This is a genomic window from Kribbella sp. NPDC049174, from assembly GCF_043197365.1.
Lineage (GTDB): Bacteria > Actinomycetota > Actinomycetes > Propionibacteriales > Kribbellaceae > Kribbella.
The window spans coordinates 596609-618478 of record NZ_JBICSZ010000004.1 but is presented as its reverse complement, the minus strand read 5'-3'; the positions used below and the strand labels follow the sequence as shown (position 1 = coordinate 618478).

Genomic DNA, 21870 nt, shown 5'->3' with positions numbered 1-21870 from the left:
CCGAGCCTCAGTGCGGAAGTGTCACCACCAAGAACCCTCAGAATGTCACCGATGTCCTGATGCAGAACCGTCACCGATGTCCTGCGACATGACACACCGGGACTCTAGTGCCACTGACGGGCGTCGAACCCGTGTTCGAAGATTTCGGTGCGTGAGGGCGGGTTTTGACGCTCTGAGGCCGTAAGGTGGTCGGGTGTCGGCGCGGAAGAGTGAGCGACTGCTCAACGTGGTCATCTGCCTCCTGGTCGCGCGCACCTACGTGACCAAGGAACGCATCCGCGAGGTGGTCGAGGGGTACGCGGGCCAGACCGACGACGCCTTCGAGAAGATGTTCGAGCGGGACAAGGACGAGCTGCGCGATCTCGGCATCCCGATCGAGATGGGCACCATCGACAAGTTCTTCTCCGACGAGGTCGGCTACCGGATTCGCCGGGACGTGTTCGAGCTGCCCGAGGTCCACCTGGAGCCGGACGAGGCCGCCGTACTGGGTGTCGCCGCCCGGGTCTGGCAGCACGCCAGCCTGGCCGAGGCGACCACGTCGGCCGTGCTCAAGCTGAAGGCCGCCGGGATCCAGACCGACCAGTCCGCACTGAGCGCGATCGAGCCGCACGTCGGCGCGTCGGAGCCGGCCTTCGACCCGCTGTGGTCGGCCGTGGTGAGCCGGACCGCCGTACGGTTCCAGCACCTGCGCAGCGGCGCGTCCGAGCCGACCACGCGGACCCTGGAGCCGTGGGGGATCGTTTCCTGGCACGGCCGTTGGTACGTCGTCGGCCGCGATCGTGACCGTGAGGCCACCCGGATGTTCCGGCTGTCCCGGATCGGCGGGGACGTGAAGACGATCGGCGAGCCGGGTGCGTTCACCGTTCCGGAGGGCACCGACCTGCGCTCGCTCGTCTCCGAGCTGGGCCCGCCCCGGCCGACGTCCGAGGCGAAGGTCCGGGCCCGCACTGGCTCGTGCGTCAGCCTCCGTCGCCGGGCCAACGCGATCGAGCCGTACGAGGAGGGCTGGGACCTCCTGCACGTCCCGTACGCCGACTCAGGCGTCCTGGCCGAGGAGATCGCGTCCTACGGCCCGGATGCGGTGGTCGAAGGCCCAGGCGACGTACTCGACGGTGTCTTGTGGAGACTCCGGACGGTGGCCGGATGAGCAACGCCCGTGACCAGGTTCAGCGGTTGCTTGCGCTGGTGCCTTATCTCCGGGAGAACGACGGCGCGCGGGTGGACGACGTCGCGGCCGAGTTCGGCGTCCGGCCGAAGCAGATCATCGCGGACCTGAAGGTGCTGTGGTTCTGCGGGCTGCCCGGTGCGCAGATGGGCGATCTGATCGAGATCGACATCGAGGCGGCCGAGGGCGAAGGCGTCATCCACATCAACAACGCCGACTACCTGGCCCGCCCGCTGCGGCTGGCCGCGGACGAGGCGCTGGCCCTGCTCACCGCGCTCCGGACCCTGCGCGAGGTGACAGCCGGTCCCGACCGGGACGCGGTCGACCGGGCGATCGCGAAGCTCGAGCGTGCCGCGGGGGAGGCCGCAGCCGCGAGCGAGGGCGCGGCGGCCCACGTCCACGTCGAGCCGGCCGATCCCGAGATCGCCGAGACGGTCAACCGGGCCCTGGCCGGGAAGCGCCGCCTGCACCTCACGTACGACGTCCCGTCACGCGACGAGACCACCGAGCGCGACGTGGATCCGATGCGCCTGGTCGTCTCGGAGGGCCGCACCTACCTGGAAGCGTGGTGCCGGCTGGCTGAGGACGTTCGCCTGTTCCGCCTGGACCGCATCGCTGCCGTCAAGCTGCTCGATCTGCCCAGCGAGCCGCCACCGGAGGCGACTCCCCGCGACCTGTCGAACGGCATGTTCCAGCCGTCCGAGCGTGACCTGCTGGCCACCGTCCGGCTGGCTCCGCCGGCCCGCTGGGTGGCCGAGTACTACCCGAACGAGTCGGTCGAAGAAGGCCCGGAGAACTCCCTCATCGTGAAACTCCGGGTCGCCGACACCGGCTGGCTCCAACGCCTCGTCCTCCGCCTCGGCGGCGCCGCGACGGTGCTCGACCCACCCGACCTCACCACCCAGATCGCAGCCACAGCCCGCGAAGCCCTCGCGGCGTACGACGACCCCGCCTGATTACCCCTTGCTGAGTTGCTTCTCCAGTGGGGCGCGGAAGCGGGGAGTGACGCGGACACCGGCGAGCCAGGCGGTCCAGCGGGCGGCTTCGGCTTCGACCTGGTGGACGGTGTCCTGGCCGACGTCCTCGAGGAGCTGGAAGCGGACCTCACCGGACTCGGGCTGACCCCAGCCGCCGATGATCCGGCCGTCGGCCCAGACGGTCGGGCCCACGTTCCCGGTGTTGTCGAAGAGCTTCGCCTTGTGCTCGCCGAGGTACCAGTCCCGCTCCTTCCAGCCCATCGGCGTCGGATCCAGGGCGGGCAGGAACGCCACCCACGGCTCCACCGGAACCTCGGGCGCCTCGTCACCCGGCAGCACGTAGCCCACCTGACCGTCCAGATCCACAGCGACCGCCTCGACCGCGGTCAGAGCCTTCTTGGTCTGTCCGGCCGTCCACCCGGCCCACCACTGCAGGTCTGCCGCCGTACCTGGTCCGAACGACGACAGCCAGGCCCGAGCCAGAGTCACCCGTGCTTCCTCGGCGGTGAGCTTGTCGCCCAGTCCGCCCGGCAGCCAGTCCTCCGCCGGTGCCCACTGGTGCTGACTGCTCAGCCACGTCCCCAACGGGCGTCCGCGCACGATCCGGCCCTCGGCCGACAGTTGGAACAGCACCCTGCTCGTCACGTATGGCTGAGCGGCGTACGCCTTCCCCTCCGCCATGCTGAGCCGGCTCCGCAGCCGCGGCTCGTCCGCGGAGAGCTCCTGAGCCGTCGCGGACCCGCGCAGGGTCAGGGCCGTGGCGGTCGACTCCTCGACCGCCCGCAACCACGTCCCGGAGGCGTCCGGGTCCGGCGCGATCCCGGCCTCGGTCAGGTGCTTGACCAGCAGTTTCCGCTGCTTGATCGCGATGTCGTCCGTGCACGCCGCCTGCACGACGGGCGCGAACTGAGTCGGTACGACGAACACCGTCCGGCGCATGCCGAGCATCCGGATCAGCGTGCGGTCGTCGTACAGCGCACGCTCCGTGCCGGCCACCTCACTGCCAGGCACCCTGGCGGCGACGGACAGGTGCACGGTGGCCGGGTCGGTGGCGTGCAGGGCGACGATGGACGCGGCCGCCTCGACCGGGTCCGCCGCCTGGACGTCCGGTCCGAGCCGGTGCCGCCGGCCGATCCGTGCCCGCCGCTCCTCGACCCCGATCCGCAACATCCCGCGCCCCCTCGCCGTACCGAAAGTTCCGTTCTTCCACGCTCGCGGAAGAAGTCTGCCGGGTGATCGGCCGACCTGCGGCCTCCTACCCGCGTCGCGGTGGCGACACCCGGTTTTACCATCACGTTCCGACACCGTTGTCCGCCGAGACGCCACGCAGGGCGTGGGCGATCACCGGGAACCGGCTAGGCTCCTGGGTATGTACTGGTTCCTGCTCTTCCTCGCAGTGGTGGCGGTGTGGCTGCTCGTCCTCGCCCTGCTCGCGCGGAGGCTGTGGGGCCAAGGCAAGGCGCTGACGCGTGAGTTGGTCGCCGCCCAGTCCAAGCTGGACGCCGCGATGTCCACGGCCGGGTCTGGACAGACCCGCGAGGACGAGCGCGCTCCGGCGTAGTATTCGGCCCACGTTCTCACGCTTGAGCCAGAGTAAGAAGTTTTGAAAGGGAGATCGACATGGCACCGCTCATCGGGATGCCCCAGGGCGCGGAGTGGCTCATCATTCTCGCCATCGTCGTGCTGCTGTTCGGATCGGCCAAGCTGCCGGCTCTGGTGAAGCAGCTCGGCAAGTCGAAGAAGATCTGGGAGGAAGAGGTCGGCCCGAAGAAGAAGGACCCGGAGCTGACCGAGGGCACCAACGAGCCGGCCCAGGCGCCGACCCAGCAGGCAGCCCCCCAGGCGCAGCCGCAGGCCGCACAGCAGCCGAACCAGGTGAACGGCCAGGCGCCGGGCGACGGCCTGCCGCCGAGCCACACGGCCAACTGACCCGAGCACCACTCCGGTGTCATTGGTGAAGATCGGACGGCGTAAACCGAAGGAAAGCCGTCCGCAGGACGACGAGGGTCGGATGACCCTGCGCGAGCACATCATCGAGCTGCGCAACCGACTGCTGAAGAGTGTGCTCGCGATCGTCCTCGGCGCGATCCTCGGCTGGATCTTCTACGACCAGGCCCTGGAGTTCCTCAAGGACCCGTTCCAGACCAGCGTCGCGGCGCTGGCCCAGGAGAAGGACCTGAACGCGAGCCTCACCTTCACCGGTGTCGGTGACCCGCTGACCTTCCGGATCAAGATCTCCGCCCTGTGCGGGCTGATCGTGTCCGCGCCGGTCTGGCTGTACCAGCTGTGGGCCTTCATCGCGCCCGGCCTGCACCGCAACGAGCGCAAGTGGGCGATGATCTTCTCCGGGATCGCGACCCCGCTGTTCCTCGGCGGTATGGCGGTCGCCTACTGGACCCTGCCGAAGGGCATCGAGATCCTGATCGGGTTCACCCCGCTCGAGGTCGAGAACCTGATCACCCTGCCGCTGTACCTGGACTTCGTGATCCGGACGATGCTCGTCTTCGGGATCGCGTTCCTGATCCCGCTGGTGGTCGTGCTGCTGAACATGGTCGGCATCGTCCCCGGCGCCGCGCTGGGCAAGTTCCGGCCGTACATCATCCTGGTCATCTTCGTCTTCGCCGCGGTCGCGACGCCGTCCGGTGACCCGTTCACGATGTGCCTGCTGGCGATCCCGATGTGCCTGCTGTTCTTCATCGCCGAGACCATCGCCCGGCTGAACGACAAGCGGCGCGCTCGCAAGACCGAGGAACTGCTGGCCGACTGATGAGGAGACGGATCGCGCTGGTGGTGAACCCGACCGCCGGCAAGGGCCTTGGTGCCCGGGTGGCTCCGATCGTCCGCGGCCGGCTGGAGGCAGCTGGCCTTACCGTCGACGAGTACACGACCACCTGCGCCGAGGACGTCGGCCGGATCTCGGCGGACGTGATCGCCTCCGGCGCCGACGCGGTCGCACTGATCGGCGGCGACGGCACGATCCACCTCGGTGCCCAGGTGCTGGCCAAGTCGGGGATGCCGTTCGGCGTGATCCCGGCCGGTACCGGCAACGACTTCGCTCGCGGCGTCGGCGTACCTCTGAAGGACCCGGCCAAGGCGGCCGACCTGATCGTGGCCGGCAACACCCGGACCGTCGACCTCGCGGTGGCCAAAGACGAGTACATCACCACCGTCGTGGCCGGAGGCTTCGACTCCCTGGTGAACAGGCGCGCGAACGCGATGACCTGGCCCAAGGGCAACTCCCGCTACACGGTCGCCACCCTGGCCGAGCTGCGTACCTTCAAGCCGCTCGAGTACGTCGTGACCGTCGACGACGAGGTGATCGAGACCAAGGCCATGCTGGTCGCGGTCGGCACCGGGCCGACGTACGGCGGGGGACTGCAGATCTGCGCCGGCGCGCTGATCGACGACGGCCTGCTCGACGTCACCATCATCCAGCCGGTGTCGCGGTTCACCCTGCTGCAGATGTTCCCCAAGCTGTCCAAGGGCACCCACGTCGGCCACCCGATGCTGCGGACCCTGCGCGGCCGCTCGGTCCGGATCGAGTCGCCCGGCATCACGGCGTACGCCGACGGCGAGATCCTCGGCGCGCTCCCGGTCGACATCACCATCGCCCCGGGCGCGCTGACCGTCTTCGCCTGATCTGAGACAGAACCTTCATGGACCGAAGTCTGTTAAGCCTGAGCACCGTCTGATAGGAAAGCTTCCTAACAGTTCATCCTCGGACGCCCCTCGGAGGAGCTCATGCCGAACCGCCCCACCCGCCGAACCACCCTCCTGCTCGGACTGACCCTGGCGGCCGCCCCGGCGACCGTCCTCGCCTCACGTTCCGCGTCGCCCGCCGACGCCGCGATCCAGGCGACCGGTCTGGACGACCCCGCGAAGAAGGAGATCGCGATGAAGCTGGTCTCCAGCGCGGAGAACTCGTCGCTGGACTGGAAGGCGCAGTACAAGTACATCGAGGACATCGACGACGGCCGCGGCTACACCGCCGGCATCATCGGGTTCTGCTCCGGCACCGGCGACATGCTCGAACTGGTCGAGCTGTACGCCGATCGCAAGCCAGGCAACGTGCTGGCGAAGTACCTGCCCGCACTGCGCCGCGTGAACGGCAGCGATTCGCACGCCGGCCTGGACCCGAACTACACCAAGGACTGGAAGACCGCTGCGAACGACAGCGCCTTCAAGACCTGCCAGAACAACGAGCGCGACCGCGTCTACTTCAACCCGTCGGTCTCCCAGGCGAAGTCGGACGGCCTTCGCACGCTCGGCCAGTTCTGCTACTACGACGCCATCGTCATGCACGGCGACGGCACCGACTCCACCAGCTTCCGCAACATCCGTAAGCGTGCCCTGCAGAAGGCCAAGCCGCCGGCGCAGGGCGGCAACGAGACGACCTACCTCAACGCCTTCCTCGACGCCCGGGTGTGGGCGATGAGGCAGGAGGAGGCGCACAGCGACACCAGCCGGGTCGACACTGCCCAGCGCGTCTTCCTCCGCAACGGCAACTTCAACCTCAACACTCCGCTCGACTGGAAGGTCTACGGCGACAGCTTCCACATCGACTAGGCCGCCCCGCAGCCGGACTCACGCACCCACCAGGGCGGGAGTCCGGCTGCGTCACGTGGTGGGCTTCGCCTCCTGCCGGTCGGTCCGATGGTCCGCCTCGGCCCGCTGCCTGAGCATCGAGAGGCTCACCGCGAGGTTCTCCAGGACCTCGGCCGGCAGGACCGAGCCGACCCAGGTCTGGAGCTCGGCCTCGACCGTGGGCGTGGCCGCGGCCAGGATGCGTTCGCCCTCAGGCGTGAGCGCGACCAGCGACGAGCGGCGGTCGTCCGGATTCGCGGTACGACGGCAGCGGCCGGCCGCCTCGAGTCGGTCGACGGCCTTACTGGTCGCACCCACGGTGATGGCCATCTGGTGGGCCAGGTCGTAGACGCGCGCGGTTCCACGGCTCTTGAGGAACCGCAGGAACTCGAACTGGCCGAGCGGCAGCCCGTGGTCCGCCTTCAGCCGGGCGTCGAGCACGTTGTAGAGCCGTGTCTCCAGCCGGACCAGATCCGTGAACAATGATGTGAGATCAGTCACAGGCCGGCTCCAGGATTCCCCGGAATTAGATTCCTTGGAATGTAGTTATCGGGAAGTACATTCCTTGGAATCTATCACTCAGCGGAGGACGACGATGAGCAAGGAACAACGTGCCTCGGCGCGCGGCATGATCTCGAAGGGCGACCTCGCCCGCACGCCGGACCAGCAGCGCGACGACTTCACCGTGCTGTTCGGCGACCTCCCACTCGGTGACGACGTGACGCTGACGCCCCGCACGCTGGGCGGCGTTCCGGCGCTGGACGTCCAGGTCGAGGGTGCGGACGGCGACGCGGTGATCTTCTACCTGCACGGCGGCGGTTACGTCATCGGGTCGGCGCGGACCGGAGCCAACCTCGCGGCACCGCTGTCCCGTCGTACGGGGTTGCCGGCGGTGTCGCTCGAGTACCGCCTCGCGCCGGAGAATCCCTTCCCTGCGGCGCTCGACGACGCGTTGGCGGCGTACAAGGATCTGCTCGGCACCGGTCGGCCGATTGTGATCGCGGGCGATTCCGCGGGTGGTGGGCTGGCCCTTGCGACGATGCTGGCCGCCCGGCGGGAGGGGTTGCCGTTGCCGCTGGCCGCGGTCGTCTTCTCGCCTTGGACGGACCTGACGCTGTCAGGCGGGAGCATGGACAGCCGAGGTGACTTCGACCCGTTGTTCAGTCGCGAGCACATGGCTGCGTACGCCGAGCACTACCTGGCCGGTCACGACCCGAAGGACGGCCTGGCCAGCCCGCTGCTTGCGGACCTGACCGGCCTTCCGCCGCTCCTGATCCAGGTCGGCTCAGCCGAGGTCCTGCTCGACGACGCGCTGCAGTTGGCGGTCCGCGCCGCGGAGCAGGAAGTCGACGTCAGCCTGGACGTGGTCGCCGGCGCCCCGCACGTCTATCAGCTCATGGTCGGCGTGATGGACGAGGCCGACGAGGCGCTCGATCGGGCTGCCCGGTTCCTGGGCCTGCGGGTGAGTGGGGGTGGCGTCGCATAGATTGGGGCCATGGGCGAGCGGAGCGAGGCCATCATCAAACACAGCGAGCTTTGCTCATGCGCGCCCGGAGCGAAGCGAGGACGTGCATGAGCACTCCGTCCGAGAAGTACGCCGTGTTCCGCTCGGACCAGGAGCATCCCGCCGTGAAGGAGTTCAGGGCGCTCTACGACTTCGAGCTGGACGAGTTCCAGCTGCGCGCCTGTGCCGCCCTCGAGGACGGGCATCAGGTGCTGGTGGCGGCGCCGACCGGCTCCGGGAAGACGCTGGTCGGCGAGTTCGCCGTCCACCTCGCCCTGCAGCGCGGGCAGAAGTGCTTCTACACCACCCCGATCAAGGCGCTGAGCAACCAGAAGTACGCCGACCTGGTCAGCCGCTACGGCTCCGGCAAGGTCGGCCTGCTCACCGGTGACAACTCGATCAACTCCGAGGCCCCGATCGTCGTGATGACGACCGAGGTGCTGCGGAACATGCTGTACGCCGGTTCGAACACCCTGCTCGGCCTGTCGTACGTCGTGATGGACGAGGTGCACTACCTGGCCGACCGGGCCCGTGGCGCGGTGTGGGAAGAGGTGCTCATCCACCTGCCGGACTCGGTCTCGGTGGTGTCGCTGTCCGCGACCGTGAGCAACGCCGAGGAGTTCGGCGACTGGCTCGAGACGGTCCGCGGCAACACGGTCGTCGTACTGGAGGAGAAGCGGCCGGTGCCGCTGTTCCAGCACGTGATGGTGGGCAAGCGGCTGCACGACCTGTTCGCCGGTGAGGCGCCGACCGCCCGGGTCGGCGCGCCCGCGAAGAACAAGTCCGGCAACCCGGCCAAGGCGGGGCAACCCGATCTGAAGGATCTGGTCAACCCGCAGCTGGTCAAGATCGCCCGCGACGACAGCCGGATCTTCCGCGACGACTCGCGCAAACCACGCCGGCGCCGGGATCTGCCGAAGAGCCGGCCGTCGCGGAGCCACTTCACGCCGTACCGCTCGGATGTCGTGGAGGAGCTGGACGCCGGCGCGCTGCTGCCGGCGATCTACTTCATCTTCTCCCGCAAGGGCTGCGAGGACGCGATGGTCCAGTGCCTGCGGTCCGGCCTGAAGCTGACCAAGCCGCACGAACGGGACGAGATCAAGCGGGTGCTGGCCGAGCGGACCGCGGACCTGCCGGACGAGGACCTCGGCGTCCTCGGGTACCACGACTTCGCCGAGGCGCTCAGCCGCGGTATCGCGGCCCACCACGCGGGCCTGCTGTCGGCCTTCAAGGAGGTCGTCGAGGAGCTGTTCGCGCGTGGTCTGATCAAGGTCGTGTTCGCCACCGAGACGCTTGCTCTGGGCATCAACATGCCGGCGCGCACCGTCGTACTGGAGAAGTTGAGCAAGTGGAACGGCGAGGCGCACGTCGACATCACGCCGGGGGAGTACACCCAGCTCACCGGCCGGGCCGGCCGGCGTGGCATCGACGTCGAGGGTCACGCGGTCGTGCTCTGGCAGCCCGGATTCGATCCGCGGGCGGTCGCCGGGCTGGCGTCGACCCGTACGTATCCGCTCCGCTCGTCGTTCTCCCCGTCGTACAACATGGCCGTCAACCTGGTCCGCCAGGTCGGGCGGAACCGGGCGCGCGACATGCTGGAGCTGTCGTTCGCGCAGTTCCAGTCCGACCAGGCCGTGGTCGGGCTGGCGCGGCAGGTGCAGCGCAACACCGAGGCGCTCGAGGGCTACAAGGAGTCGATCGACTGTCACCTCGGCGACTTCCTCGAGTACGCCGACCTGCGCCGGAAGATCGGTGAACGCGAGGCGTCCGGCTCCAAGCGCCGCAAGCTGGACCGCCGGGTCGAGGCGCAGGAGTCGATCGAGAAGCTGCGGATCGGCGACATCATCCGGATCCCGGCCGGCCGGAGCGCGGGCTTCGCGCTGGTGCTGGATCCGGGGATGCGCTCGGAGCGCGAGGGTCCGCGGCCGACTGTGCTGACGCTGGACCGTCAGGTCCGCAAGCTGTCGATGATCGACTTCCCGACCCCGGTCGAGGCGATCGGGTCGTTGCGGATCCCGAAGAAGTTCAACCCGCGCAACCCGCAGCAGCGGCGCGAGCTGGCCCAGGTCCTGCGGACCCGCACCGACATGCTCGGCGAGGACGGCCCACCGTCACGGTCCCGCGGCCGCGACATCGTCACGCACGCGGACGACCCGGAGCTGCAGGAGATGCGGGCGCAGTTGCGCGCGCACCCGTGCCACGGCTGCTCGGATCGCGAGGATCACGCGCGCTGGGCCGAGCGGTACTTCCGGCTCGACCGCGAGAACCGCGAGGTGCAGCGGAAGATCGAGCAGCGGACGAACACCATCGCCCGCCAGTTCGACCGGGTCTGCCAGGTGCTGGACGCGCTGCACTACCTGGACGGCGACAAGACGACCGAGGCCGGAGACCGGCTGTCGCGGATCTACACCGAGCTCGATCTGGTCGCCGCGGAGTGCCTGCGGCAGGGCGTGTTCGACGACCTGACCGTTCCGGAGCTGGCCTCGTGCCTGGCCGCATTGGTCTACGAGTCGCGGTCGAAGGACGAGCCGACGTCACCCCGGTTGCCGCGGGGCGACGTACGGCAGGCGCTGGAGAAGATGGGGGCGATCTGGCGGGATCTGTCCGCGCTGGAACGCGACATGCGCGTGGACTTCCTGCGCTCGATGGATCTCGGGTTCTGCTGGCCCGCGTTCCGTTGGGCGTCGGGCGCTTCGCTGGCCGAGGTTCTGTACGAGTCCGACCTGGCCGCGGGTGACTTCGTTCGTTGGGTCAAGCAACTCATCGACCTCACCGAGCAGGTCGCCGACGCCGCGGGTGACACGCCGTTGCGCAGTACCGCGCGGTCTGTCGTCGACGAGATCCGCCGCGGTGTGATCTCGTACGCGTCGATCATCGATTAGACCTCTTGGGTGACAGACTGCCTCCCGCGGTACCCCCTGCCCTGAACACGTTGTGAGGAGAACATTTCCGTGGAGCTGACGCGCCGGAACCTCGGCAAGCTTGCAGTCGCGACCGGGGCGGCAGCCGCCGTCGGCACCGGAGTGGGAACGACCCTGAGCCGTTCCGCCGATGCCGCCGCGACCTGGAAGACCACCGGCACCGCGGTCTCTTCCTTGACTGGTTTCGACAACCAGATGAAGACCTTCATGCAGGCGCGCGGTATCACCGGCGGGCAGCTCGCGGTCACCTACAAGGGCCGGCTGGTCCTTGCCCGCGGCTACAGCACCTCGACAGCGCTGACGGTCCAGCCGACCTCGCTGTTCCGCGTGGCCAGTGTGTCGAAGACGATCACGGCGGCCGCGATCATGAAGCTCGTGCAGGACGGCAAGCTGAGCCTGTCCACGCCGGTCGGCAACATCATCTCGATCACGCCGCCGGCCGGTCAGACCAAGGACACCCGGTGGTCGGCCGTCACCATCAAGCGGCTGCTGCAGCACCTCGGTGGCTTCGACCGCGACGTGTCGGGTGACCCGAACTTCAAGGATGCCGTCATCGCTAAGGCGCTCGGCGTCCCGATGGAGCTCAAGCACGCCGACGAGATCAAGTACATGGCCGGGCAGAAGCTCGACTTCGCGCCGGGCAGCAAGTACGCCTACTCCAACTTCGGGTACGTGCTGGCCGGCCGGTTGATCGAGAAGGTCAGCGGCCTGAGCTACCAGACCTACGTGCAGCAGAAGTTGCTGACCCCGTTGAAGATCACGCGAATGGCGCTCGGCTGGAGCATCGCCAAGCACACCGGTGAGATGCCGTACGAGTCGCAGTACACCGGGCGCACCGTGCTGGACAACTCCGGCACCATCGTCAAGGCGCCGTACGGATCGTTCAGCATGCGCATCCAGGACGCCAACGGCGGCTGGATCGCCAGCGCGCCGGATCTGGTCAAGTGGGCGAAGATGTTCGACGCGGGGTCCAGCGTGCTGAACACCACCTCGCTGAACGCCATCTGGGCCAAGCCCGAGACCGGGATCAGCAACGGCTCGTACTACGGTCTGGGCTGGTCGGTGCGCCCGACCACGGGCGGCACCGGCCGCAACACCTGGCACACCGGCAGCATGCCGGGGACGTTCTCGATCCTGGTCCGGACGTACTCCGGGATGAGCTGGGCCGCGCTGTTCAATCGGCGCGACGACGCCAGCGGCAAGTCGTACGGCGACATCGACGCGGCGCTGTGGACCGCGGCCAACGGCGTGAAGTCGTGGCCGACGCACGACTACTTCTCGAAGTACTTCAGCTAGAACATCAATGCACGGAAGTGCGGCGTACTGACCTGGGCCTCACCGGCCATCGCGGTCAGTACGCCGCGCACACTCTCGATCGCTTCGTCGCCGAACTGCCGGCGGAGCTTGCGCTCGTAGGCCTGGTGGAACTTCCGGGCGGCCGCGAGCGCGTCCTCACCCCGTGCGGTGAGGTGGAGGAGGCGGGCGCGGGCGTCGTCCGGATCGGTACGGCGCTCGACGTAGCCGCGGCGCTCCATGTCGTCGACGATCTGGCTCGCACCCTGCTTGGTGATGTCCAACCGCTCGGCGAGCCCGGTGACACTCGTCGGCCCGGCGCCCAGTGTGCGCAGCACGAAACCGTCCGACCGGCCTTGGTCGTCGAACCCCTGCCCTGCCGTCGCGGCCCGCAGGGCACTGACGAACTCCTGTTCCGCGAGTAACAGCAGGATCCCGAAATCTGGCTTGCCCGAACGTGTCATGGGCGCCATGATAGTCAAGCTGGCTTGGTCAAGTCAGCTTGACTATCTGTGAGAGGGGATCCGATGCAGGTCATTCGCGCGGCGGAAGCGCCGAGGTTCCAGCTGCCCGGGGTCGAGTTCACCGGTCTGGCGGCGCCGAGCCGTGGGTCCGCCGGGTTGTGCACGTGGAAGCTCACGGTCGATCCCGGCGCCGGGGGTGGCGAGCCGCACACGATCGACCGGGACGAGGTGTTCATGGTGCTCAGCGGCACCGTGCAGATCACGCCCGACGGCGACAAGCTCAGTGCCGGCGACGCGGTTGTGGTCGCTGCGGGCGAGCCGATCCGGTTGGCCAACCTGGGTGAGGGCACGGCCGAGCTGTACGTCGCCATCACCGCAGGCTTCACCGGCACGATGGCAGACGGTACGACGATCCAGCCGCCGTGGGCTCAGTAGGTCAACAACGCCGGATCGGCGCGGTGTAGGTGGTGTTGCTCGTGGTGGCGACGTAGTAGTCGGTGACCCAGCTGCCGTCGCTCAGGCGGTCCCACACCGACGTCGTACCGACCCTCGAACCGGCCCGCTGGCAGGTCACCCACGCCAGCGACCCGATCGGCAACGGGCTCGGGTACGCGGCGTACGCCGTACCTGGGCCGTGCCGCCTGCTCAGGTTGTTGATCGTTGTCTGGAACGGGTTGCTGCAGCCGGGGATGGGCGCGGAGTAGCCGGGCTTGCTCGGTGTCCTGATGTAGTAGTCGGTGACGTAGGTGCCGTCGATCAGCTTGTTCCAGACGGTGGTGGTGCCGATCTTCGGGCCGAAGGTCTGGCACACGATCCGGACGCCGGCGTTCGCGGCGATGGTCGATCTGACCGGGTAGGCCGTCGACGGTCCGCTGTAGGAGTGGATCGTCGTTCTGGCGGTGTATGTGTACCAAACGCTGGCCACCGGTGCGTCGAAGCGGTCGCTGTCGATGTTGAGTGTCACGCCGCCGTGCGTCTCGTTGTGGTCGCCGAGGTACTGCTTCCCGCGCTGGCCCACCGCCCAGAAGGTGTTCGGCACGGTCGGCCAACCGGTGAGCGAGCTGTTGCCGTCCCACCGTGCGATCCACAGTGCGTCCGGTCGGGCGTACGACGAGGAGTTGTAGGCCGACGCGAGGTGCGGCGCTCCTGAGTTCTGGTGGGCGTACACCCCGGACAGGAAGCCGAGCCGGTGCAGTTCCTTGGTCCAGGCCGACAAGAACCGCAGTACCGTCGTCTTGCAGGTCGCGTCGGCCGCGTCGTAATGCTCCATGTCGGCGTAGATCGCACTGCCGGGCAGCAGATTGAGCGCGCGGGCATCTCTGGCTGCGTACCCGGCCAGGAGAGTTCCCTGGAAGGTGGCTGAGGGCACCGTCATCTTCACTGCGTTGGTCCGGAACGTGCACGGTGCCTGGAATCCCAGGTAGATCGGGATCAGCCGCCAGCCCATCCGCGTCACGCTGCTGACCCAACTGGGCGTCAGTTGCGGCTGCGCGCAACTGCGGTTCACTCCGCCGATGTAGATGCCGATCGCCTTGTACGGCGAGGCTTTCCAGGCCGTCATCTGTGCGACCGTCGGCGCGGTGCACGTGTCGAAGGCGAGCCCGGTGAACCGCGTCGCCGTGGCTCCGGCCGGATAGGTGAGCGGTGTGGTCGGCTCAGCCGAAGCGGGCACCGACAGACCGAGCATCAGTACGGCGACGGCCGCCCCCAACGCCGTGATGAATTTGACGCGAAGCATCACGATCACCCCCAACCTCAGTAGACTCCAGGGAGCTATTCGGGCGCCAGACCTCTGAAGATAATCGCGAGCGTGCGTCGCCGCAGGTCTACCGGCCAGCCGCCCTGCTGTGCGGCCTGAGCGGCTGCGGTCATCAACGCCATCACTTCGTCCACACGTACGGCGGAACGCACCTCGCCGGCCGCCTTCGCCTGCTTGAGCAGCCGACTGATCTCGTCGGTCAATCCCCGCAACGCGTCGCCGACATCGGGGTCCTGGCCGGCCGGCGCCGTCACGACGGTCCTGGTCCGGACGGCCTCGTCGACGACCGCGCTGATGAAGCCGAACAGCGTCGACTCGGCGGCCAGTTCGGTCAGGCGCTGCAGCGATTCCTTCATGATCGCGACCAGCAGCGCGCCCTTCGTCGGGAAGTGCCGGAACACCGTGCCGACCGCGACCCCGGCCCGGATCGCGACCTGTTCGGTCGTCGCCTTCGGGCCGTGCTCGGCGAACGTCTCGGCCGCGGCGGCGAGGATCGCCGTACGGTTCCGCTGCGCGTCCGTCCGCAAGTCGGGAGGCCTCTCTCGTTGAAAGCTGAGTGGCCACTCACTATAGTCGGCGGAACCTGAGTGGTGACTCACTTTCTGGAGGCGGCGATGTCGGACCTGCACTCGGTGATCGATCGGATGGGACAGGGCTGGCTCGGGGACCCGGCGGCGATGGACGACCTGCTGGCCGAGGACGTGGTGATGGAGGTGCCGTTCGCGCCGGGCGGGCCGCTGCGGTGGGACGGCCGGGCGGAGTGGCTCGCGTTCGCCGAGCCCAGCCGGGCCGGGTTTCCGGCGAGGTTCGACCGCTTCACCAAGCTGGCGGTGCACGAGACGCTGGATCCGGAGGTCGCCGTGATCGAGTACGAGCTCGGCGGGGTGATCACCACGACCGGACAACGGGCCGCTGCGCGCTTCATCGGCGTACTGCGGGTGCGGGATGGGAAGATCGCCGGCTGGCGCGAGTACCAGGACACGTTCGCCATCCGGCAGGCGTTAGGTTGAGGGGGAGCGTCGAGTCGGGAGGGTGTCGGATGCCGGAGATTGTGGAGCGGTCCGAGCGGCCGTATGTCGCGTTGCGGGCGAAGGTCGCGATGGACGGGATCGCGGCGTTCGCCGACAGGATGGGCGAGGTGGTGTCGTGGCTCGCCGCGCACGAGATCGCGCCGAACGACGCGCCGTTCTTCAAGTACGACGTGGTGGACATGGAGTCCGGTCTGGTCATGGAGATCGGGTTCCCGGTCGACGACCTGCACCACGGCGAGGGGGAGATCGTCACCGGCGTACTCCCGGCCGGCCGCTACGCGACGGTGACCCACCACGGTCACCCGGACGGCCTGCTCGGCGCCACCCGCGACCTACTCGCCTGGGCGACCGAGCAGGGCCTGGAGTGGGATGCCCGCGGCGACCACTGGACGGCCCGGTTGGAGATCTACAAGTCCGACCCGCGCGAGGTGCCCGACATGAACGACTGGGAGACCGACCTCGAGTTCAAGCTGAAGGACTGAGCGGCTCTGTGCCGACCGTTCTCGCAGGCGTGAGCCGGCTCGACCCTGAGCGGATCCGCCATGTCGCCTCACCCCTGATCGAGCTCGGCTGCGCGCTGCACGTGCTGGCCGAGCCGCGTCACCACGACCGCACCGAATGGGCAGCCGCCGTACGACTCCCCGCCGTACTCCGGGAAGAGCTGTCCCAGTGGACCTGGACGGTGCGAGCCGTCAGGGCACGCTTCTTCGCGACCAGTACGGCGACAGGCATGCCGACGTGGCACGACGAGTTGGAGACACTGCGGGCTCGTACGCCGGAGGACCTGGCTGCAGAGCTGGTCCGGCCGCTGCGTGGTCGCCCACTGAGTAGCAGGACCACCGACGCGGACGCAGTACTCCACTGGGCCCGCAGCCGAGGCCGTGCCGTGGCTGACCTGGTCGAGGCGTTGCTGACCGACCCGGCCGAGCCGGTACGACGCTTCGTCGACCTGCTGGACGCGTGCTGGGAGCAATGGTTCCGGGAGGTGTGGGAGGAGTCGCGGGACGCCCTCGCGGCACGTGGTCGCCAGGACCGGGACCTGGCCTTGCGGGACGGTGTGTCCGTGATGCTGCGATCGCTGGACAGCTCTGTCGACGTACGCGACAAGGACAGCGTGCTGGTCCAGAAGGTGCAGAACAAGCGCGTCGACCTGTCCGAGCGGTCACTACTCCTTGTCCCCAGCAACTACATCGCACCGCACCTCTTCCTCGGCGAGATCCCCGGTGAGCCCCTCACCGTCATCTACCCGGCGGGCGGCCGCGGCACCGCCGTACCGACCGCCCAACAGGTCCGCAGCCGCCTGGAAGCATTGGCCGCCCCCGACCGCCTCCAGGTCTGCCGAGCCGTCGCCAGCGAACCCCGCACCGCAGGCGAGATCGCCGCCCTCTGGGGCCTCCACCCCACCCAGGTCACCCGCCACCTCCGAGCCCTCACCCGAGCCGGCCTCGTCACCGCCGAACGCCAAGGCCGTTTCGTCGCGTACCGCCTGGACGAGACCGCCCTCCGCAACCTCGGCACGGACCTGCTGGATCTGGTCATGCGCTGAAGCCCTCGCAGCCTGCTCCGCGCGCTCCTAATGAGTGCTTCGCCGGCAGCCCCGCCCGCCCTTTTGCGCTCGCGCTGCTCGCTGGGTGCGCTCGCGCTGCTCGCGGGTCGACCGCAGGTGGTCACGGGCCGGTGTGATCAGGTCGCCGCCGGACAGTTTGTCGCCGTCCACGGTGAAGGCTCGGAAGTTGAGCTGGGGGAGCCCTCGCAGCCTGCTTCGCGCGCTCCGAAGTCGGGTACTCCGCCGGCAGCCCCACCCACCCTCGTGCGCGGCTCCTTCGTCGCCGCTCGGTCGAAACCTTGTGGCCGGTTTGTGAGCTGACCTTGTCGACCTCAGATCTCTGGCTGGGAGTCCGCCTCGCCGGGTGCGGCTACTTCGCCGGCACCGGCAGCTGGAAGACCGACCACCCGTCCACCGGCTGGAAGCCGAGCTTCTCATTCACCGCCCGCATATGCGTGTTCTCCTCGGCGTTCCACGCATCAATGACACGCAGCCCCGGCTCCTGTGCCCGTGCGTACTTATGGTTGGCCGACTTCACGATCAGACCGAGACGACGGCCTCGATGGGCGGGCTCGACGATCGTGACGCGCTGCCGCGCGTGAGTGTCGTCGTTCGCCTCGAACGACAGCTTGGTGCGGGCGACGATCTGGCCGGTCGCGTCGTGCCGGGCCGCCGTCGAGTAGGAGCGGTAGCCGCAAGCCAGTTCGGTCGCCTCCTGGCCGCGGACCCGGGCGGCGTCGTACACCTGCTGCTCGACCGCAAGGTCACCGCTGGGGGCGTCGAGCATGAGCCGGCTCTGCAGCGCGGCGACATCCCCGACGATCTCTCCGGGTGCCGTGTCGCGCCACTGCACCAGCGAGTACCCGTCCGCGTGGGTCCACGCCTCGGCGACCGTCGCCTCGTCGCCCCCCGAACCGTCGGCGATCTGGCACCGGGACCTGATGCTGGACAGGCCGGGCTGGTGAGCGCGGTTGGTGAGGTAGCGATAGCCGGCCTCGTCGCGGGCAACGCCGCCGGGCAGTGCGCGAACCGTCTCGATCTCGATCAGGCTCCGGCGGTGCCGTCGGGCGGCCGCGTAGACCTCCTCCAGCAGCCTGGTGCCGATGCCGCGGCGCCGGTACTGCGGGTGCACGATCAGCGCCAGATAGACCATGCTCAGGTTCTCCGTCTGGGGCAGCCGGTAGGACGCGGCACCGACCAACCGGTCGCCGTCCCAGGCCAGCAGCGCCTCTTCGGTCACTGTCGGCAACGGGTGCTCGAACCGGGCCGAGTGTTCCTGTCGGCTGGGTGTGGGGAAGTCGGGCAGGTCGTGGCGGGTGACCGCGACCCTCACGTCGTACCACTGGCCGATCGCCACGGAGTCGGCCGGATCGAGCTGCGTGATGGTCATGCCCGGCATCGTCCGGCGGGCGTGGCCGATCAGCAATTGAATTACCGGCGGAGGGCCAGTGAGACTTTCTGTTGGAAGGCTGTCGAATCCCGCGCGAGGCGTTCGTAGTAGGGGTGAGAGGCGGGGACAAGGGAGTGATGAGATGCGACCCCTTCGGTATTCCATCAACGTCACCGTGGACGGGTGCTGCGATCATCGGGCAATCCCCTTGGCCGAAGACGTGCATCGTGCCGCGGCCGAGAACCTTGCCCGGGCCGATGCGCTTCTCTGTGGCCGGGTGATTTACGAAATGATGGAGGCTGCGTGGCGGCCACCGGCGGCGCCGGGAGCGAGACCTGACTGGATGGAACCCTTCGCCCAGGCGATCAACGCGGCAAAGAAGTACGTCGTGTCGAGCACCTTGGATCAGGTCGATTGGAACGCGGAACTCGTGCGCGGGGAACTGGGCGAGGCCGTTCAGCAGCTCAAGCGGGAGCCGGGCAAGGGACTGTTGGTGGCGGGGGTGAAGCTCGCACTGGCGTTGGCGGAGCTGGGATTGATCGATGAGTACGAGTTCGTGGTGCATCCCAGGCTGGCGGGCCACGGGCCGACGTTGTTCGCGGGGCTGTCGAAGCATGTCGACTTGCAGCTCGTGAGCCGGCTGGAGTTCGGCTCGGGGGCAGTGGCGATGCGGTACGAGCCGAGAAGGTAGTCACCGGGGCCTACACAGTCCTGGCGGACCTGGTGATGCGCTGACGGACTCCGTCAATCCAACCGGCGGGACAGCTGATGGGCTGTTGAGTGGACAGCTGTGACTGCATCCCTTCCGCCTGCCGTACGACGCCTCGTCTTCGCCACGCTGGTCAACACCCTCGGCAACGGCCTGTACTTCGCGATCGGTGCCCTCTACCTGACGAGAGCCGCCGGGCTGTCCGTCGGCCAGGTCGGTGTCGGCCTCACCGTGGCGGGTCTCGTCGGCCTGCTGACCAGCACCCCGCTCGGTACCGTCGCCGACAGCCTCGGGCCCAACCGCGCGTACGTCGGTTTCCTCATCCTGCAAGCGATCACCATGACCGCTCTGACCCAGGTCCGTTCGTTCCCCGTGTACGTCGTGATCGCCGCCGTGACCGCGGTCGCGGACTCCGGGCAGCGTGGTGCCAAGGGCGCACTGATCGCGGGGGTTTCGCCGGCCGATCAGCGGGTCCGGACCCGGGCGATCCTGCGTGTTGCGACCAACGTCGGGATGGCTGTCGGGATGGGCCTGGCCGGGATCGTGCTGGCGGTCGACCGGCGGGAGGTCTACGTGATCGCATTGCTTGCGAACGCGGCGACGTACCTGGTCACTGCCGGGCTGGTCCGGTTCGGGATGCCGGAAGTGGAACGAGTGTCAGCGGCAACCGGTCCGTCCGCACTGGCCGCCCTGCGGGACCGTCCGTTCCTCGCCTTCGTCGCGCTGGACGGCGTACTGAGCATGCACGCCGCGATGGCGCAGGTCGCCATACCGCTCTGGGTGGCAACCGCGACTGACGCACCGCGTTGGCTCATCGCGGTCCTGATGGTGCTGAACTCCGTCGCCGTCGTCCTCCTGCAGATCCGCGTAGCCCGCGGCACCGAACGCCTAGCCGGAGCAGCACGAGCCGGCCGCCGAGCCGGCCTCCTCCTGGCCGTGGCGTGCGCGGTCCTCGCCCTCACCGACGTCACCTCAGGCGCGATCACCATCGGCCTGCTGGTCGTCGCCGCCCTCGTCCACGTGATCGGCGAAATGCTTCAATCCGCCGGCGGCTGGGGGATCAGCTTCGAACTGGCCCCATCCGGCGCCCAAGGCCAATACCAAGGCGCCTACGCCATGGGCCGCCAGGTCGGCGACATGGTCGCCCCACTCATCCTCACCACCATCGCCGTCGGCTGGGGCTGGCCCGGCTGGTTGCTCACCGCCCTCATCTTCCTGACAGCCGGCACCTCCATCCCCATCGCCGTCCGCCGGCACCAGCGATGGTCCGGCATCCAACAGAAGCCCGAAGAGGTACCCGCCGCGTGAGTTGAACTGACCGATCAGGACTGATCGGCGATCTGCTGGACTTAGTCGACCAGGTGTGGGTCGTGTTCCTCGAACGGATAGGCCGCGTAGTAGGCGACCACTGCTGCCTGCGCGTCGGTGAACCCGCACCTCGGCCAGAGCACCGTCATGTCGTCATGATCTGGCGCGCGACCGGCCAGCAGTTTCATCAAGAACACCTGATCAGGTGGCGGACAAAGCACAGTCAGGTGACTGTGCTGGTACAACACTTCGCACGCGTCGAGGTCGAGGCCGGCCGGGGCGAACATCGCCGCCGAGTCATTCAGCCAGGTGGCCCGCAGACCGTGTCGGTCGCCAACGCGGCGCACGACGGCCTTCAGCGCCTCGGAGAGTTTGGTCAGGGAATCGACGTCCGCGGTCGACTCGCGCAGATCGTGCAGGGCCATATAGGAGCCGCCGACAACAACCAACGAGCAGACGAGGTTTCTTGCTGCGAGCTCTTCGGCTACTTCGTTGATGTGGGCGAGGATCTCGGCCTTGTTGAGGGCGATCGGCGACGAGCCCGGTGGACCGGACTGGCTCATGCCGCGTCACGCCAGAGGTCGTGAGCCGCGAGCCAGATGTTGCGTGCGGCGAGTTGCGTGGGGCTCTGGGCCCGTGCTCGCTTGATGCGTGCGGGTGTGCCGGGTGAATCCCAGGGGGTGGGCGAGGGCGGGACAGACCGGGTCCAGCGGGGTCGCGGGATGCCGGCGTCGTCGGCAAGTTTCTCTGCGATGCCGGCGAGCAATGCGTCGAACGGCGCGTCGCCGGTTCGAGGTGGCGGGGACTCGATGGCGGCGGCGGTCAGTTCTGGGTGGTCGGTGAGTTGATCGAGGAAACCTCGCAGCCGAGTCCAGTCGACCTTGCGAATCTTCGCATCGGGGGTGAACGCCTCGACGAGATCCTCGATGGCGACTGCCCGGGGAAGGGAGCGCTCGGACAACGTGACGGACAGGTCGAGTCCACTGGCCGCGATCAGTCGCGACAGCATTGTCAACGTCGGGTCGCTCGATCCAGCCTCGATCCGCGAGACGGTCGAGGTCGGAACGCCTGCTCGGGCCGCGAGTGCACTACGAGACAGCCCGGCACGCAACCGAGCCTGTCGAACCAGTTCACTCGCACTCACCTCTGTAGCATATATGCAACAGTTGGTGGCGGCAACGCTGCACAAGTTCAATCGAAGCGCCGGTACGTCGTGCGT

The 21870-nt window shown here is 68.3% G+C and carries 24 protein-coding genes; 16 read left to right on the top strand and 8 right to left on the bottom strand.

All coding sequences use genetic code 11. The features are described 5' to 3' along the window. Positions 1-193: 193 nt before the first annotated feature. Together ACGFIF_RS24910 and ACGFIF_RS24905 are read left to right on the top strand one after the other, a co-directional pair. Complete coding sequence (locus ACGFIF_RS24910) at positions 194-1147, top strand: helix-turn-helix transcriptional regulator (protein ID WP_393157652.1); 954 nt, start codon at positions 194-196, stop codon at positions 1145-1147. Further along, a complete protein-coding gene (locus ACGFIF_RS24905) occupies positions 1144-2121 on the top strand; it encodes a helix-turn-helix transcriptional regulator (RefSeq protein WP_393157650.1) in 978 nt (325 codons plus the stop codon). The genes ACGFIF_RS24910 and ACGFIF_RS24905 overlap by 4 nt, the downstream gene beginning before the upstream one ends. On the opposite strand, the gene ACGFIF_RS24900 is transcribed toward ACGFIF_RS24905, so the two are convergent. After that, positions 2122-3312, bottom strand: coding sequence for a winged helix DNA-binding domain-containing protein (locus ACGFIF_RS24900; RefSeq protein ID WP_393157648.1), 1191 nt, complete (start codon positions 3310-3312; stop codon positions 2122-2124). It lies immediately after the preceding gene. 199 nt (positions 3313-3511) lie between these two features. On the opposite strand from ACGFIF_RS24900, the gene ACGFIF_RS24895 reads away from it, so the two are divergent. From ACGFIF_RS24895 to ACGFIF_RS24875, 5 genes are all read left to right on the top strand, one after another. Next, on the top strand, positions 3512-3703 hold the full coding sequence (locus ACGFIF_RS24895; protein WP_393157647.1) for a hypothetical protein: 192 nt from the start codon (positions 3512-3514) through the stop codon (positions 3701-3703). 59 nt (positions 3704-3762) lie between these two features. Next, positions 3763-4071, top strand: coding sequence for a twin-arginine translocase TatA/TatE family subunit (locus tag ACGFIF_RS24890; protein ID WP_393157645.1), 309 nt, complete (start codon positions 3763-3765; stop codon positions 4069-4071). Positions 4072-4153: 82 nt separating this feature from the next. Then, on the top strand, positions 4154-4909 hold the full coding sequence (gene tatC, locus ACGFIF_RS24885; protein WP_393157643.1) for a twin-arginine translocase subunit TatC: 756 nt from the start codon (positions 4154-4156) through the stop codon (positions 4907-4909). Next, complete coding sequence (locus ACGFIF_RS24880; RefSeq protein ID WP_393157641.1) at positions 4909-5781, top strand: diacylglycerol/lipid kinase family protein; 873 nt, start codon at positions 4909-4911, stop codon at positions 5779-5781. Before tatC ends, ACGFIF_RS24880 begins: the two co-directional genes overlap by 1 nt. Positions 5782-5883: 102 nt before the next feature. After that, on the top strand, positions 5884-6708 hold the full coding sequence (locus ACGFIF_RS24875; protein ID WP_393157640.1) for a chitosanase: 825 nt from the start codon (positions 5884-5886) through the stop codon (positions 6706-6708). Positions 6709-6759: 51 nt separating this feature from the next. Here ACGFIF_RS24875 and ACGFIF_RS24870 read toward each other — a convergent pair whose 3' ends face one another. Continuing rightward, positions 6760-7227: a MarR family winged helix-turn-helix transcriptional regulator gene (locus ACGFIF_RS24870; protein ID WP_393157638.1), complete on the bottom strand. Its 468-nt coding sequence runs from the start codon at positions 7225-7227 to the stop codon at positions 6760-6762. A gap of 94 nt (positions 7228-7321) precedes the next feature. On the opposite strand from ACGFIF_RS24870, the gene ACGFIF_RS24865 reads away from it, so the two are divergent. From ACGFIF_RS24865 to ACGFIF_RS24855, 3 genes are all read left to right on the top strand, one after another. Further along, positions 7322-8212 carry an alpha/beta hydrolase gene (locus tag ACGFIF_RS24865; protein ID WP_393157637.1) on the top strand — a complete coding sequence of 297 codons (891 nt, stop codon included), beginning with the start codon at positions 7322-7324 and terminating at the stop codon, positions 8210-8212. An 86-nt stretch (positions 8213-8298) separates the two neighbouring features. Beyond that, a complete protein-coding gene (locus tag ACGFIF_RS24860; protein ID WP_393157636.1) occupies positions 8299-11112 on the top strand; it encodes a DEAD/DEAH box helicase in 2814 nt (937 codons plus the stop codon). Between the two features lie 69 nt (positions 11113-11181). Further along, positions 11182-12447 (top strand): serine hydrolase domain-containing protein, encoded by a 1266-nt coding sequence (locus ACGFIF_RS24855; RefSeq protein ID WP_393157634.1) that lies wholly within the window; start codon positions 11182-11184, stop codon positions 12445-12447. On the opposite strand, the gene ACGFIF_RS24850 is transcribed toward ACGFIF_RS24855, so the two are convergent. Next, positions 12444-12908 (bottom strand): MarR family winged helix-turn-helix transcriptional regulator, encoded by a 465-nt coding sequence (locus ACGFIF_RS24850; RefSeq protein WP_393157633.1) that lies wholly within the window; start codon positions 12906-12908, stop codon positions 12444-12446. The genes ACGFIF_RS24855 and ACGFIF_RS24850 overlap by 4 nt on opposite strands. Positions 12909-12971: 63 nt before the next feature. On the opposite strand from ACGFIF_RS24850, the gene ACGFIF_RS24845 reads away from it, so the two are divergent. Continuing rightward, positions 12972-13343: a cupin domain-containing protein gene (locus ACGFIF_RS24845; protein WP_393157631.1), complete on the top strand. Its 372-nt coding sequence runs from the start codon at positions 12972-12974 to the stop codon at positions 13341-13343. A 1-nt stretch (position 13344) separates the two neighbouring features. Here ACGFIF_RS24845 and ACGFIF_RS24840 read toward each other — a convergent pair whose 3' ends face one another. Together ACGFIF_RS24840 and ACGFIF_RS24835 are read right to left on the bottom strand one after the other, a co-directional pair. Further along, positions 13345-14646 (bottom strand): glycoside hydrolase domain-containing protein, encoded by a 1302-nt coding sequence (locus ACGFIF_RS24840; RefSeq protein ID WP_393157630.1) that lies wholly within the window; start codon positions 14644-14646, stop codon positions 13345-13347. Positions 14647-14681: 35 nt separating this feature from the next. Beyond that, on the bottom strand, positions 14682-15194 hold the full coding sequence (locus ACGFIF_RS24835) for a TetR family transcriptional regulator (protein WP_393157628.1): 513 nt from the start codon (positions 15192-15194) through the stop codon (positions 14682-14684). 63 nt (positions 15195-15257) lie between these two features. On the opposite strand from ACGFIF_RS24835, the gene ACGFIF_RS24830 reads away from it, so the two are divergent. Genes ACGFIF_RS24830 through ACGFIF_RS24820 form a run of 3 tightly spaced genes read left to right on the top strand, consistent with a single transcriptional unit; the run spans position 15258 to position 17244 of the window. After that, positions 15258-15677 (top strand): nuclear transport factor 2 family protein, encoded by a 420-nt coding sequence (locus tag ACGFIF_RS24830; RefSeq protein WP_393157626.1) that lies wholly within the window; start codon positions 15258-15260, stop codon positions 15675-15677. A 29-nt stretch (positions 15678-15706) separates the two neighbouring features. After that, on the top strand, positions 15707-16180 hold the full coding sequence (locus tag ACGFIF_RS24825; protein ID WP_393157625.1) for a GyrI-like domain-containing protein: 474 nt from the start codon (positions 15707-15709) through the stop codon (positions 16178-16180). A gap of 8 nt (positions 16181-16188) precedes the next feature. Beyond that, on the top strand, positions 16189-17244 hold the full coding sequence (locus ACGFIF_RS24820; RefSeq protein WP_393157624.1) for a DUF5937 family protein: 1056 nt from the start codon (positions 16189-16191) through the stop codon (positions 17242-17244). A gap of 370 nt (positions 17245-17614) precedes the next feature. Here the strand turns inward: ACGFIF_RS24820 and ACGFIF_RS24815 are convergent, their stop codons facing one another. Further along, complete coding sequence (locus tag ACGFIF_RS24815) at positions 17615-18634, bottom strand: GNAT family N-acetyltransferase (protein WP_393157622.1); 1020 nt, start codon at positions 18632-18634, stop codon at positions 17615-17617. 142 nt (positions 18635-18776) lie between these two features. On the opposite strand from ACGFIF_RS24815, the gene ACGFIF_RS24810 reads away from it, so the two are divergent. Both ACGFIF_RS24810 and ACGFIF_RS24805 read left to right on the top strand, forming a co-directional pair. After that, positions 18777-19325: a dihydrofolate reductase family protein gene (locus tag ACGFIF_RS24810; protein ID WP_393157620.1), complete on the top strand. Its 549-nt coding sequence runs from the start codon at positions 18777-18779 to the stop codon at positions 19323-19325. A 99-nt stretch (positions 19326-19424) separates the two neighbouring features. Then, the gene (locus ACGFIF_RS24805; protein ID WP_393157618.1) at positions 19425-20651 is read left to right on the top strand and encodes an MFS transporter; all 1227 of its coding nucleotides are present in this window, start codon (positions 19425-19427) and stop codon (positions 20649-20651) included. Positions 20652-20692: 41 nt separating this feature from the next. Here the strand turns inward: ACGFIF_RS24805 and ACGFIF_RS24800 are convergent, their stop codons facing one another. Further along, positions 20693-21214: a DUF6036 family nucleotidyltransferase gene (locus tag ACGFIF_RS24800; RefSeq protein WP_393157616.1), complete on the bottom strand. Its 522-nt coding sequence runs from the start codon at positions 21212-21214 to the stop codon at positions 20693-20695. Next, positions 21211-21795 (bottom strand): helix-turn-helix domain-containing protein, encoded by a 585-nt coding sequence (locus ACGFIF_RS24795; RefSeq protein ID WP_393157614.1) that lies wholly within the window; start codon positions 21793-21795, stop codon positions 21211-21213. The genes ACGFIF_RS24800 and ACGFIF_RS24795 overlap by 4 nt, the downstream gene beginning before the upstream one ends. Positions 21796-21870 lie beyond the last annotated feature (75 nt).

Excerpts from the sequence above, each read along its gene's own strand:
- ACGFIF_RS24825 (WP_393157625.1), top strand. The coding sequence starts at position 15,707 with ATGCCGGAGATTGTGGAGCGGTCCGAGCGGCCGTATGTCGCGTTGCGG.
- ACGFIF_RS24875 (WP_393157640.1), top strand. The coding sequence starts at position 5,884 with ATGCCGAACCGCCCCACCCGCCGAACCACCCTCCTGCTCGGACTGACC.
- ACGFIF_RS24905 (WP_393157650.1), top strand. The coding sequence starts at position 1,144 with ATGAGCAACGCCCGTGACCAGGTTCAGCGGTTGCTTGCGCTGGTGCCT.
- ACGFIF_RS24845 (WP_393157631.1), top strand. The coding sequence starts at position 12,972 with ATGCAGGTCATTCGCGCGGCGGAAGCGCCGAGGTTCCAGCTGCCCGGG.
- ACGFIF_RS24900 (WP_393157648.1), bottom strand. The coding sequence starts at position 3,312 with ATGTTGCGGATCGGGGTCGAGGAGCGGCGGGCACGGATCGGCCGGCGG.
- ACGFIF_RS24810 (WP_393157620.1), top strand. The coding sequence starts at position 18,777 with ATGCGACCCCTTCGGTATTCCATCAACGTCACCGTGGACGGGTGCTGC.
- tatC (WP_393157643.1), top strand. The coding sequence starts at position 4,154 with ATGACCCTGCGCGAGCACATCATCGAGCTGCGCAACCGACTGCTGAAG.
- ACGFIF_RS24860 (WP_393157636.1), top strand. The coding sequence starts at position 8,299 with ATGAGCACTCCGTCCGAGAAGTACGCCGTGTTCCGCTCGGACCAGGAG.
- ACGFIF_RS24850 (WP_393157633.1), bottom strand. The coding sequence starts at position 12,908 with ATGACACGTTCGGGCAAGCCAGATTTCGGGATCCTGCTGTTACTCGCG.
- ACGFIF_RS24880 (WP_393157641.1), top strand. The coding sequence starts at position 4,909 with ATGAGGAGACGGATCGCGCTGGTGGTGAACCCGACCGCCGGCAAGGGC.
- ACGFIF_RS24865 (WP_393157637.1), top strand. The coding sequence starts at position 7,322 with ATGAGCAAGGAACAACGTGCCTCGGCGCGCGGCATGATCTCGAAGGGC.
- ACGFIF_RS24890 (WP_393157645.1), top strand. The coding sequence starts at position 3,763 with ATGGCACCGCTCATCGGGATGCCCCAGGGCGCGGAGTGGCTCATCATT.
- ACGFIF_RS24800 (WP_393157616.1), bottom strand. The coding sequence starts at position 21,214 with ATGAGCCAGTCCGGTCCACCGGGCTCGTCGCCGATCGCCCTCAACAAG.
- ACGFIF_RS24840 (WP_393157630.1), bottom strand. The coding sequence starts at position 14,646 with ATGCTTCGCGTCAAATTCATCACGGCGTTGGGGGCGGCCGTCGCCGTA.
- ACGFIF_RS24895 (WP_393157647.1), top strand. The coding sequence starts at position 3,512 with ATGTACTGGTTCCTGCTCTTCCTCGCAGTGGTGGCGGTGTGGCTGCTC.
- ACGFIF_RS24815 (WP_393157622.1), bottom strand. The coding sequence starts at position 18,634 with ATGACCATCACGCAGCTCGATCCGGCCGACTCCGTGGCGATCGGCCAG.